Source organism: Gardnerella vaginalis (assembly GCF_001546455.1).
In the GTDB taxonomy this organism is placed as follows: Bacteria; Actinomycetota; Actinomycetes; order Actinomycetales; family Bifidobacteriaceae; genus Bifidobacterium; species Bifidobacterium vaginale_B.
In genome coordinates, this window is record NZ_KQ956805.1 from 15,713 (window position 1) to 27,816 (window position 12,104).

A 12,104-nucleotide genomic window follows, 5' to 3' on the forward strand; every position below is an offset into this window, starting at 1 on the left:
GGCTAAATTGGCTTGGCTTGATTGGCTAAATCGACCGAAGGGGCTTGATTGGCTAAATCTAGTCTACTGTTCTGCTAGCGTTCCAACGCTCCCAGGCGCATGCGTTCCAGCAGATAATTGATTGAATAAGTCAATGTTTTTAGCATCGTCTAGCAAAACCGATGAGCCAACTGAATACACCCAATAATCTGGGTTTGTCCAATAAACAGTGCCCGTTACTCCGTCTTTTCCTGTTGCTTCTTTAAAAGCAAGACCCATGTTTAATAGTGTTCCAGGATTTGAGTTTTCGTCTAATATTGTAGAATCGAGTGAGGCTTTTGCAAAACCTTTTACAGTTGAAAAGTTTGTAAGTGTGCTACTTGATAAAGCTTTTTTCATTATTGCGCTAATTACCATTCGCTGTCTTGCTGCTCTTCCAAAGTCGGATTGCGGATCTGCATACCTCATTCTAGAAAATGCCAATGCAACATTTCCGTCTACGCTGTGGCATCCTGCAGTCCAATTAAGTCCGCTGTAAGCGTCGCTAACTGTGCGATCGTAGCATAAATCTATTGTTCCCAGTGAGTTTACAACGTTTCTAAGCCCTGCAAATTTTATTTCTGCAACGTGGTCTATTTTGTGACCCGTAATCTTTTCAACGGTTTTTGTTAGCGCTCTATTTCCAAGATCTTGCGCAACCGTGTTAATCTTCATTTGCTGGCCGTTTATAGAAACAAGCGAGTCTCTTGGAATGGATATTAGGGAACTATGCCCATTTACTGGCTTTGTTAAAACAAGAATCGTGTCTGTTCTAAAGCCAGTTATTTCTTTTGCTTCTTCGCCTTCTCGCTGATCCGATCCTAAAATTAGCCAAGTTGTTTCTTGAGTATCTGGAGTGTCTGTTAGCCAATTGCTGCGCTTAATCTGAGAATCTACCCAGTTCCAAGATAAAACGCCTATTGCGCCAGCAAGAATAAGAATTATTACTAAAGTTAGAGATAAATACTTTAATACGCGATGCTTTTTTCTAAAAGTAACCGCTCCAACAGCTGGATTATTTGCCATTGGTTTAACTTCATTTTGATTAGCGCTTTGGCTACTTCTTCGAGGCCTTGGCTCAAAAGATGGAGCGAGTTGAACTCTTTGATTATTGCTAGCTTTGTTTTCTTCGATTTTTGGCGTGCTATTTGCTTCGTTTTCTAGCTCACTGTTTTTGTGCGCTTTTCTAGGCGGAAAGCTTGGTAGGGAATTGGAATTTGCACTTTTATTGCGCTTGTTAGACGGAGCAAAGCTAGGTGGAATATTTTGATTTCCCAAAGCGTCTTCTGGACGTTGCTGGCTCATTTATCCTCCCTAAGCCACGCGTTTGCAATCTTGCTAGCGTCTGTTTGTATGCATTAGTTATTGCTAAAACTATCAATGGCATTATAAAGCAACGTGGTTATAAACGTTGTAACAACGTTGCTTTTGCCAAGTGTATTATTTTCCTTTTGGAACTGCGCATATTGTATTGTTTAGATACTTATCTGCAATTCCCATGTAGTGACCAGTTTCTGGGTTTCTTATTGTTCCGTCTTCTGGGTTAACAATTCCGCCGCTATTCGGGTCAATAAGCCTGCCCAAGCTATCTTTTGCTAATCCAGTTTTTGCGTCTACGCGACCAATTTTAACTGCGTTTGGATCTGCAGAGGAATTAGAGGAGTTAAGACTATTTTCACCAGAGGCTGTAGAGTTTGTAGAATCTGCAGAGTCCGCGCTAGACGAATCGGAGTTTTCTTTAGAATCGCTCTTTTTGCCATTCTTCGCGTTCTTTTTTGAAGACTTTTTACCTTTATTTGGTTTTTCGCCTAGATTTTTAGTTAATGGCTTATCTTCTTGCATTAAATCCCAAACATCTTGAGAGCTATCGTCTAAAATAACACGATTTGCATCGTAAGGATCGGTTGTAACTGGTATTGTTTGAGCGTAAATGTGCGAAGGCTTTAGATTATGAAGACTTGCAGCCAAAGCAACTAATGTTGTAGGGTTTGCAAGACCTTGACTCATATTAAGCGATTTTAGAGCTGACTTTGCAAGCTGATACAGCTGAGCTGACTGCGTTAGTAAGTTCTTAGATAGCGCTTGATGAATAAGCTGCTTAAGAAGATATTGCTGGCGAGTTGTTCGCATAATATCGCTTCCGTCGCTTGCACTATCGTGCCTCATTCTTGCGTATTGCGTCGCTTGAACACCGTCTAGGTGCTGAAGTCCGCGCTTTAGATTAACGCCAGTGTAGTAATCCCTAGTGTTAACAGGAATACACAGGGTTACTCCGCCAATCGCGTTAATCATGTCGCTTAAGCCACTAAAATCTGCAACAATAAAATCAGTTATGTTTAATCCAGTAATCTCGTTTACTGTTGCAAGCGTGCAAGATGCTGCGCTAGCTAAATCTCCGCCTTTAGCATAGCCAAGAGCAAAAATCGAGTTAAACATAACTTTACGTCTAGCAGGAATTCTGCCATTAGAAGTATCGCATGCTGCAGCCTTAACCATTGAATCTCTAGGAATTGAAACAATATTTATATAAGACCTATCTGCGCTGATTTGAACAACCATTGCAGTATCTGACTGATGGTTTTCGTCTTCGCCGCCACCTTGGAAAGATCGGTTTTTACCTTCTCGAGTATCTTGGCCAAGAACAAGAATGTTAATGGTTTTGCCAGCATTAGGGTCTATTGCTTTAGCTTGTTTGCTATCTTTTGCAATAGTGGTTATAACGCGCGAACTAATAGTTGAAGAAAAATCAAGCCATATGGCTGCGATTATTGTAGTTAAAAAGACTAGAACGGCAACAATTGCCATGCAAATGATTTTACGAGAGGTATTTAGCATCTGACTATTGAGAGTATGGTGCGGTGCGGAAGAGTCCCAATAGTTAGTTTGGTACCGACGGTCTTGATTATACCGAGAGGCTGCCATGCTTCCTTCTTTCGTAAATACACATATAAACCACCATTATAATGCATTCTATTGAGATTTTTAAACATGCATAATACACACCCCTTGCGTAAACTATTGTGTATGGATTCAATAACCGCTGAAACTAGCACCTTTGAAAACGATGCTTTACAAGTATTCTCTGCTTTAAGTAGAACAAAGCCTCGCGAGGTTGATTATTCTATTGCCTCAATAATGAGCGTTGAGCAAGATACGCGGTTTTATGAAGAAACTTTGCATGCGGTTATAAATCAAAGTGTGCTTCCTGGAACTATTGTTATAGCTGATTGCGCTAGTCGCGTTAAAAAAGAGTTAGTAAAGACTTTTAGCGTTCAAATCGAACCAACTCAATTAACTGGATTAATTTCTAATGCAGATTTTTCCAACGGCAGTCAGCTGTTTAGTAATGCGTATGACAATGCGTATAGTGGCAATAACGTTGAATCTTATAAAGAATATAAACAAATAAAAGTTGTTATTCTTCCTATTAAGTCTGCAAAATCATTTGGAGACGCTGTAGAAAAGTCTTTAAAAAAATTGCTACCGTTGCAGGGTGTTAAGTCGTTGTGGCTTTTACATGATGATTCAAAACCTGCTAACAGCAAATGTCTTGAAGCCCTAAGGGAGACTTGGCGAAACACTCCAACAGCTTGTGTTCTTGGAGCAAAGCAGGTTGATTGGCAAGGAAAGATTCTTCATAACGTTGGCATGTATGCATGGAAGCATAAAGTGCATTCGCTTAGCGTAGAAGGTGAGCCAGATCAGGAGCAGTACGATTTTAGGGGAGACGTTTATTCTGTTTCTCTTGCAGGTGCTTTAGTTTCGCTTAGCACTTGGCAAACAATGCGTGGAACGCAGCCTTGGCTTACCACTTTTGAAGAATCTAACGATTTTTGTAGGCGAGTTATTTTAAGCGGTGGGCGAGTTGTTGTTGTTCCAAAAGCCATAATCGCGCATAGAAGAGCGCGTTTTGATGGGCTTCGCACTAGGAGTGGCGAAGAGCGTGATGCCGAAAAAACTACAGTTTGCTACGGTCTTGCTTATTCGATTATGGCAAAGCAAAGATACCTGTATACAGATGTTAGCGTTATTATGTGGCCGCTTATCTGGCTTTTAAGTGTTCCAATGTCTTTAATTTGCGCGCTTCAGTCTTTGTTTGCTAAGCAGCCGTATGTTGCGTTTATGCGTCTTATGCTTCCTTGGATTGCGTTAGCTCAGCTGCCTCGCGCTGTTTTTGCAAGAAGACGAGTGTCTAGAGTTTCAAAAGTTTCGTTAAAACGACTCACTTCTCTTATAGCAAGTCGCAGCCAGATTACGCGTTGGAAAGACAAGACTGTTGCTTTTAAAACTCAAAAAAAGGGTGTTATTTTAAGTCCGCTTGCAAGAAAACACTTGCATAGAAGAGTTTTGCTTAGATGGAGTGCTGCGATTTGCGCTTCACTACTTGTTTTTGTAACCGTCATGCTTCTTTACGGAGCGCCGATTAATAAGATTCTTTCTGGGTCTTCGCTTTATTCAAGTCAGCTTCTTTCTACTGGCGCCGATTTTCCAAGTCTTTTTAAATCTGCGATTGGAGCATATATTCCAGACGATGGTTTTGCGTCTGCACTCCCACCGTCTCCGCTTCTTATGATTTGGATGCTAGCTTCCATTGTGTTTGGCGGAAATACTGTAGCTGCAATAAACGCCATATTCTTCCTTGCAGCTCCAGCCATGCTGTTGAGTTTTTGGGCGCTTGCAGGCGTGTTTACTAGATCAGACATTGTGCGAGTATGCTCAGGCCTTTGCTGGACAATGATTGCAATGTCATTTGGCGTTTTTGCTAGAGGCGATTTGCCAATGATTCTAACAATGGTATTTTTGCCAGCAGCATTTGCCTTTGCTTTCCACGCCGTGGGAATGTATGTTACAGAAGATCCTGTTGTTCCAGTTGCATCAGTGCAAAGCGCAGCTTGCGCATCTTTGTGCTTTATGGTTCCGCTTGCTGCAAGCCCTCAGCTTTTGCTGCCAATGTTTGTTATTTTTGTTGCAGCAATTATTATGGTTCGTTCGCATCGCTTTATGCTTGCGCTAATGCCTATTCCATCTATTTTGGTTCTTTTGCCAACATTGGGTAGCGTTGTGCGCTATTTTGAAACTGGAATGTGGCGTCAAATTTTTGCCAGTATGGCTTTGCCTTCTCAAAAAATAAATGGCGCTCCTAGAGTTAGCAGCTATATAGACGTTTTGCTTAGAGCGTTTAACATTGATTTGAATCATTTTTCTTCGGGGTCAATGTTTATTTTGCAACTTCGCGGAATAATCATGATTGTGTTCGCAGCCTTAGCTGTATTAATGGCTTTGTGTGCTCTTGCTCTTCCGTTTGCTTTAAGAGCTTCAAGAATGATGTGGGTTGTAATTGTTAGCGGAATGGCGCTTTCTTTGGCTGCTTGCCGTGTTGTTATTGCTTCGGATTTTGACGGTCCTATTGCTGCAAGCGTTCTTCCAGGCGTATGCTTGAGCGCGCTTGGCGTTCTTACTTGCATGTGCATGGTGGCAGGAAAAGCCGTTCGTAGGTTTGAGCCTTTAAGAAGGTCTAATTCCATTAATCAAGATAATAATCCAGACGATTACACTACGCGTGCTTCTAAGCGTGCGGCTATGAGGCGTTCTGCTAAGATAATGATGAAAAAGCTCATTCATCTTGCAAGAGGAATTTTAGCTTTTGGCATCTTCGCTGTTGCTGCTTTGCTTGGATTATTTGCAATTATTAGCGGGCCAGTAACCTCTGTTTACGCAAGCGATAATGGCCTGCCAATGGTTGTTTCGGATTACTTAAATAAAAACGAAGCTAATCGCGTTCTTGCCATTAAGGCTGTAAATAGTCGCGAACTTAATGTCTCGATTATGCGTACGTCTCGCGGTGATTTGGTTGATTTATCTCCATCTTTGCAAGTTAGAGATGTTTTATACGGGTATTCTCCTAGTACAAATACGCTTTATTATGCAGCTTCTAAGCTTCTTTCTCATGCAAGCGATGAGTCGATTGAAACCTTAAAGCAGCTTGGTATTGGCGGAATTTACATTGTTAATGATTCTAAAGCTAAAGATAATTTGGCTGCCACCAATTCAATGATTTACACAGAAGGCGCTGCAAATAAAGATGCAACCGAAAAGCTGATTGCCAATGTTAACGCTTCTGCAGGCACACAACTCGTTGTTTCATCTAATCATGGAACCTACTGTAGATTCGATTCTCTAGCAGATTCATCTGCTTCTAAAACGTCGATTTATAGCCATTCGCGCCCGCTTTCTTGGAGGCTGCCGTGGATTGTTATTTTTGTATTAGTGCTGCTATTGTATTGCCTTGTTGCTTTGCCTCGTTTTAACAGCAATAACGTAATAGAACGTGGATGATTAGGATTAGTAGGATTAGTAGTTAGAAGCTATGATTGATTAGACGGATAAATGGCAGGTAGATTAATGAAGTCAAATACGAATTCTAAAAATAGTCATCGTCATGCACAAGATGCTGCGTCAATTAGCGCTTCTGTTCGTTTTAGAAGATTCAAACTGTGGTCTTTATCTATTTTGAGTGCGGCAATACTTGTTTCTTGTGCAATTGTTGCCTCTTTCGTATGCCCGCTAAAGCAGCTAACAGATGACCCTATTTCTCCTGTTGGAAGCGTAGAAAAGCGCGTTAGCTCTACAAACTTGCAAACAGTTTGCCCTAGCAGAATAGCTTTACCAGATTCAGCAAATTATGGAGATAGCGAGTTTCAAGAATCCGAAGGTGATTTAAAGTCAATAGCCAGATATGCGTCTTTTGGTAGCGTTTATAAGTCCACTTTTAACGGCGTAAAATATGCTGGAGATTCTAAAGATTTAGTCAACAAATCTTTTAATAATCCTTCTACTTATGATTCTAGCGAAAATAGCGATGGGGCTTATTTCGCGCAAAGCGATGTAGACAAAGATGCTAAAGTTTTGGAAAGTAGTCTTTTAAACGCGCAGTCTGGCACTGGTTCCGCAGCTTCAGCTGCTTCTTGGGCCACTAGCGGAGATTTAAAGGGCGTATCTGCCACTTCTTGTGTGTCTCCTTCAATGCGTCAAAGCTTTATTATTCCAAAAATATCCGAAGGAATCTCTGTAAGATTAAATTCTGTTAATCTTTCGTCTAAGCCTACGGTTGTAAGCGTTAAAGCATGGTCAACTAATAAGTCTGGCGCTGGGCTAAATCTTTCTACAGGAAGCACCTTTACTGTTCCAGCGCACAGCGACGCATATTTTAACATTTCCGCAGCTGCTGCAAAGTCCGATGGTCTTTACATTCAAGTTTTAAGCGAACAGGCTCCAGTTTCGTCGTTCGTTAAGTTTATTCGTTCATCTGGTCTTGTTTCTAAAGGCGTGGATATTATTTCGCCAGAAGAATCCGCATCTTTAGAGCCTGTTTTGCCAGGCATTAGTGAGGGCGATCAAGCCAAAGCTTATATTTGGTCTACTAAAAGCGGAAAAGCCAACTTGTATTGGCTAGATGAGTCTGGAAAAAAGAGCATTAAAGAAGTTGATTTTAATGCAAGACAGATTCAGGTTGTTGATTTAGCAGAAGTTCCTAAGGGTGTTGGCGCCATTTTTGCGCAGAGCAACGTTCCTATTTTTGCTATGGCTTCGGTTGAAAGAAATGGTAAAGATGGCCAGAGTGATGTTGCTTTTGTTAATGCTGTTCACTCTATTACAAATAGTGCGCTTGTGTCTGCATTTTCTGCAGACGAAACATCGCTTTATATTGCAAATGGACTGGTTAGCAATGCCAATGTAACGCTTAATGCTTACGATTCTTCTGGCTTAAAAGTCGCTTCTAAGTCTATTAGTGTTAAGCCATATTCTGTTGCAACAGTTTTAGCAAAAGATGTTGATCCTAAAGCGGTTATGTTTACTATTAAATCTAAGTCTGGCGTTTCGTTTGCGTCTAGAGTTCAGTCAAAAGCAGTAAATGACGCTGGTTTTGCAGGAGTGGCGTGGATTTCTTCTAAATCGCTTGACCCTAACAGCATAAGCGTTAAAGTCCGCTCAAATCCTTCGATTGTAAAGTAGACTTAGGGCTTTTAGTCTGTTATTTATAATCCCCAATCTGGGTCGATTTCTTCTGGTCTTCTGCCATACAGTTCTGCTAAACGTTGAACTATTTCATCTCTAATCGCGTATTGAAGCTCGGCTCTGCTAGTAACGTGCGTGCATAGCGGAAGTCTGTATAAAACTATTCTTTTTGGCATTCCCTTAGAAGAAGGAAAAGCTTGAGACATTATTCTTTTGTTATTTTCCCAAAGCACTGGCTGGCTTGGAGGAACGTCTTCTACAGCAAATTGAACATCTTTTATAAGATTGGACCAAGCGCTATTAAGCCTTCTAATTTGACCCGCCACCATTGAGTCAAACATTCCACTAGCCGTCCTGTATCTAGGAAGGCGTGTGCCAAACATTGGCGCTCGCATGCCGCGTCCGTGTCGGTTTCTGTATCTTTTTTGTTCCCATATTAAGCACGTCATACACTTAACTTTATTTGTATGCTAGGGCATTTGTTTAATGCGCGTGCGCAAAACGGTGTAGTAAATATGTTAATAATATGGAATACTTGAATTGCATGGTTTGTACAGGAGGAAAGTGTTGGAGCCAAATATTCATGAGTACAATGAGCAGGGTCTTTGCGAGCGCCTTGCTTTGTGTTCGCTTATTGGTTTTGACTTAGACAACACTCTTGCATGTTCTAAAAAACCTATGACTAGCCCAATGTGCAAGGTTTTTGGAGATTTAATCAATAAAATTCCTGTTGCTTTAATTACGGGCGGAGACTTGCGATTAGTCAAAAGCCAAGTTTTAAGCGTTTTGCCTGCTGCTACGAATTTAGATAATTTTCACATTATGCCAACTAACGGAACAAGCTATTATCGCATTGTTGACGGCGAATTAAAATGCTTGTATTCGCATACTATTTCTAGCCAAGACGCAAATCGCATTATTCAGGTTATTAGCGATTGTGCTAAAAAAATGGGATTGCTAAAAAGCAATGGAGATAAAGATCTTTGGGGCAGTCAAATAGAAAATCGTGGTACTCAAATCACTTTTTCTGCACTAGGTCAGCTTGCGCCAATTGAGTGTAAAAAGAGTTGGGATCCTAGTGGCAAGCTAAAGGAAGAGTTGGCTGAACAGATTTCTAAAGATTTACCTGATTTTTCTGTGCGGGCTGGCGGCGAAACAAGCGTTGATGTTGTTTGCAAGGGCAATAATAAGGCCTATGCTCTTAAGTCTCTTTGCAAGATTTGCGGCATTTGCCTAGACTCGGTTGCTTTTGTTGGAGACCGCATGTACAAGGGCGGAAACGATTACCCAACTTCTTTAACAGGTGCGCTTGCAGTCTGCGTAAAAAATCCTAGTAATACCTTTGAATTGTGCTCTAGGCTGTTGGAAAGTCTTAAGTAAAGTCTTAAGTAAAAAGCCTTTAACCACATTGCTCTAATTTTATTGTCATTTATTTTTAGCATTGCTATTGTCTTTTTATGCTTTACAAAAATCTTAGTGCCAATAAGCAAAATCGGCTTATTTTCAACGTTTCTTGGCTAGACGTGTTTAAAACTATTCTTAATCTTGCTTTTCCAATTTGCTGCGCTGGCTGTTCAATGGCGGATTGCGTGTTGTGTAGCGAATGTAAAGCAAAGTTTAGCGAGTGGCATATGGATCCGTTTAGCGGAGTGTTTTGCAAAAATATTTATTCTTGCGCAACATACGGGTGGTCGGTAAGAAGATGCATTTTGCAATGGAAAGACCACGGAAATCAGCTTTTAGATAAGCCCTTTTCTAGCTTGCTTTTTCGCTTGATTATTAGTGTTATTGGAAGCTCTGGCAAAGTGGCCATTATTCCCGTTCCTTCGTCTTTTGCCTCCAAAAGAAGGCGTGGCAGAAGTCAAATGGATTCAATTGCTAAAAATGTTGTTAAAAGTCTTAAAGAGCATGGCATTGATGCCACTTTTGTTAAAGCAATTAAAATGACCAGCATAAAGGTTAAATCTGTTCAAGCAAGGGGGAGTAGAGCCAGATCTTTGCGCACATCTAAAGGCTTATCGGTAAATGTAAAGGGCATTAAAAGTGGATGCAAAGTGATTATTATAGATGACATTATTACTACGGGGTCTACGTTAAAAAATTGTGTTAAAGAGTTAAATAAAAGCGGTGTTGCTGTATTTGCATGTTTTGCGCTGGCTGGAGTGTGGTCTAAAGAAAGCGTTTTATACTCTTAGATTTTTAACGTTTTGAGCCGCGTTTTACGCTAATCCGCTCTGCGATTACGTGCTATTTGCTGTATGTTAATGGCAATGTTATTTCAAAATTAACTCCGCGTTTATCGTCTACAACTCTAACGTTTCCGTGATGAAGTAGCGCGGCCCATCTTGCAATCGAAAGTCCTAACCCAGTTCCGCCAGATTCAGTGCCTATTCCTTGGCTGCCTTTAACAAATCTGCGGAAAATATCTGCACGATTTTCTTTAGGTATTTGTGTTCCAAAATTAATAACATTGCAAACTAAAATATTTTTTTCGTAATTTGACTTAGCGCTTATAAGAATCTTAGTGTTGTCTGCAGAATGTTTGATTGCATTAGATATTACATTTGTAAACAATTGAGAAAGACGATTTTTGTCTCCAACAAGCATAATGTTGTTTTCAATATTAAGACTTATGCTGTGATCGTGGCCTGCATCTGCGATTTTTACTGTTTCTACAATGTTGTTAATAAAGTCTTTAAAGTCAAAGCTGGTAATAACAAGGCTTTCTGCGCCTGCTTCTACTCTAGATAAGTCAAGAAGAAAAGTGATTAAATCCGCCAATTTATGCGTTTGGTTTACAATCGCTTCCATGTTGGATGGAGTTGGGTCCACAACGCCGTCTGCAAGGTTTTCCACCATTGCTTGCAAAGCGCTAACAGGCGTTCTAAGCTCGTGGCTAACGTTTGCTATAAGATCTCGGCGCATGTTGTCTGCATGCTCAAGTTCTTCTGCCATTTCGTTAAAGGCAAGAGTGAGTTTTCCAACCTCGTCTTTTCTGTTTTCAATTTGAACGCGTACGGAATAGTCGCCATCTGCCATTGCTTCGGCAGCATCACGCATTTGTCTAAGTGGCGAAGTTAATCCTCTAGAAAATGCGTATGTTATTCCCAATGCAACCGCAAGAGTTAGCGGCATTGCAATCCAACCGCTTAATCCAACTTTTAGTAAAAACCACGCCATAACAAACGCTATAGCGGTTGCAAAAACAATAATCGCAGATAATTCGCCTTTTAATGATGTAAAAAATCCAATGGCGCTTTTAGTGTGAAGTAGTGAATCGTGATTATTCTGTTTATTTTTACTATCTTTGCCAATCAAATTATTGCTCATAATCTATTGCTCATAATCTTCTTTAGGCGGTTCAAAAGCGTAACCCACTCCATGTATTGTGCGAATCCAAGAAGATCCAATCTTGCGCCTTAAAGATTTAACGTGGGAATCAACTGTTCTTGTTCCCGAAGCGTCTGGCCAATCCCAAACTTTTTCTAAAAGTGTCTCTCTTTTTAACACTTCGTGAGGGTGATTTGCAAAAGTTGTAAGTAAAGAAAATTCGGTAGGCGTAAAATGAATCGCCTTTTCGCCAATCGTAACAAGTCTTTGCTTTGGGTCAATAACAAGGTTTCCAAACTTAAACAAATTACTGTACTGTTCTCGTTTGGCTATTAAAGTTGCGCGTTCTACTCTGCGCAAAAGTGCAGCACATCTTGCAATAAGCTCTCTAGGGGAGAATGGCTTTGTAACGTAGTCGTCTGCTCCTGCGCTTAATCCCGCCAGCTTATCTGCTTCTGCGTCTCTTGCTGTAAGCATAAGAACAGGAATAGGGCATTTAGATACTATTCTTCGAGTTGCTTCTATGCCATCCATAAGCGGCAGCATAATATCCATGATTATAAGGTCTGGTTTTAAGCTTAATGCTGCTTTAACGGCAGACACTCCGTCAGAAACAACTCTAGCTTTCCATCCTCTAGCAACAATGCGTTGTGCTATAGCGGTAGCTAAATCTGGCTCATCTTCTACAACAAGAATTGTTCGAGGAGCACTTGTTTCTGATGGAGTGTCCAACATTTTAA

At 40.7% G+C, this 12,104-nt stretch carries 9 protein-coding genes; 4 read left to right on the forward strand and 5 right to left on the reverse strand.

Annotation, left to right across the window (positions count from 1 at the left end):
• Positions 1–63 precede the first annotated feature (63 nt).
• The gene (locus HMPREF3216_RS00520; RefSeq protein WP_060786469.1) at positions 64–1,323 is read right to left on the reverse strand and encodes an LCP family protein; all 1,260 of its coding nucleotides are present in this window, start codon (positions 1,321–1,323) and stop codon (positions 64–66) included.
• A 135-nt stretch (positions 1,324–1,458) separates the two neighbouring features.
• On the reverse strand, positions 1,459–2,940 hold the full coding sequence (locus tag HMPREF3216_RS00525; RefSeq protein WP_060786470.1) for an LCP family protein: 1,482 nt from the start codon (positions 2,938–2,940) through the stop codon (positions 1,459–1,461).
• A gap of 102 nt (positions 2,941–3,042) precedes the next feature.
• Here HMPREF3216_RS00525 and HMPREF3216_RS00530 point away from each other — a divergent pair, with 102 nt between their 5' ends.
• Both HMPREF3216_RS00530 and HMPREF3216_RS00535 read left to right on the forward strand, forming a co-directional pair.
• Positions 3,043–6,354: a glycosyltransferase family 2 protein gene (locus HMPREF3216_RS00530; RefSeq protein WP_060786471.1), complete on the forward strand. Its 3,312-nt coding sequence runs from the start codon at positions 3,043–3,045 to the stop codon at positions 6,352–6,354.
• 66 nt (positions 6,355–6,420) lie between these two features.
• The gene (locus HMPREF3216_RS00535; protein WP_060786472.1) at positions 6,421–8,031 is read left to right on the forward strand and encodes a DUF5719 family protein; all 1,611 of its coding nucleotides are present in this window, start codon (positions 6,421–6,423) and stop codon (positions 8,029–8,031) included.
• Between the two features lie 23 nt (positions 8,032–8,054).
• Here the strand turns inward: HMPREF3216_RS00535 and HMPREF3216_RS00540 are convergent, their stop codons facing one another.
• Positions 8,055–8,483 (reverse strand): metallopeptidase family protein, encoded by a 429-nt coding sequence (locus HMPREF3216_RS00540; protein WP_060786473.1) that lies wholly within the window; start codon positions 8,481–8,483, stop codon positions 8,055–8,057.
• A gap of 115 nt (positions 8,484–8,598) precedes the next feature.
• On the opposite strand from HMPREF3216_RS00540, the gene HMPREF3216_RS00545 reads away from it, so the two are divergent.
• Both HMPREF3216_RS00545 and HMPREF3216_RS00550 read left to right on the forward strand, forming a co-directional pair.
• A complete protein-coding gene (locus HMPREF3216_RS00545) occupies positions 8,599–9,414 on the forward strand; it encodes an HAD-IIB family hydrolase (protein WP_060786474.1) in 816 nt (271 codons plus the stop codon).
• Between the two features lie 77 nt (positions 9,415–9,491).
• Positions 9,492–10,229: a ComF family protein gene (locus tag HMPREF3216_RS00550; RefSeq protein WP_060786475.1), complete on the forward strand. Its 738-nt coding sequence runs from the start codon at positions 9,492–9,494 to the stop codon at positions 10,227–10,229.
• A 52-nt stretch (positions 10,230–10,281) separates the two neighbouring features.
• On the opposite strand, the gene HMPREF3216_RS00555 is transcribed toward HMPREF3216_RS00550, so the two are convergent.
• On the reverse strand, positions 10,282–11,364 hold the full coding sequence (locus HMPREF3216_RS00555; RefSeq protein WP_060786476.1) for a sensor histidine kinase: 1,083 nt from the start codon (positions 11,362–11,364) through the stop codon (positions 10,282–10,284).
• A gap of 3 nt (positions 11,365–11,367) precedes the next feature.
• On the reverse strand, positions 11,368–12,099 hold the full coding sequence (locus HMPREF3216_RS00560) for a response regulator transcription factor (RefSeq protein WP_060786477.1): 732 nt from the start codon (positions 12,097–12,099) through the stop codon (positions 11,368–11,370).
• Between the last annotated feature and the right edge of the window lie 5 nt (positions 12,100–12,104).

Excerpts from the sequence above, each read along its gene's own strand:
- HMPREF3216_RS00540 (WP_060786473.1), bottom strand. The coding sequence starts at position 8,483 with ATGACGTGCTTAATATGGGAACAAAAAAGATACAGAAACCGACACGGA.
- HMPREF3216_RS00560 (WP_060786477.1), bottom strand. The coding sequence starts at position 12,099 with ATGTTGGACACTCCATCAGAAACAAGTGCTCCTCGAACAATTCTTGTT.
- HMPREF3216_RS00555 (WP_060786476.1), bottom strand. The coding sequence starts at position 11,364 with ATGAGCAATAATTTGATTGGCAAAGATAGTAAAAATAAACAGAATAAT.
- HMPREF3216_RS00520 (WP_060786469.1), bottom strand. The coding sequence starts at position 1,323 with ATGAGCCAGCAACGTCCAGAAGACGCTTTGGGAAATCAAAATATTCCA.
- HMPREF3216_RS00530 (WP_060786471.1), top strand. The coding sequence starts at position 3,043 with ATGGATTCAATAACCGCTGAAACTAGCACCTTTGAAAACGATGCTTTA.
- HMPREF3216_RS00535 (WP_060786472.1), top strand. The coding sequence starts at position 6,421 with ATGAAGTCAAATACGAATTCTAAAAATAGTCATCGTCATGCACAAGAT.
- HMPREF3216_RS00550 (WP_060786475.1), top strand. The coding sequence starts at position 9,492 with ATGCTTTACAAAAATCTTAGTGCCAATAAGCAAAATCGGCTTATTTTC.
- HMPREF3216_RS00525 (WP_060786470.1), bottom strand. The coding sequence starts at position 2,940 with ATGGCAGCCTCTCGGTATAATCAAGACCGTCGGTACCAAACTAACTAT.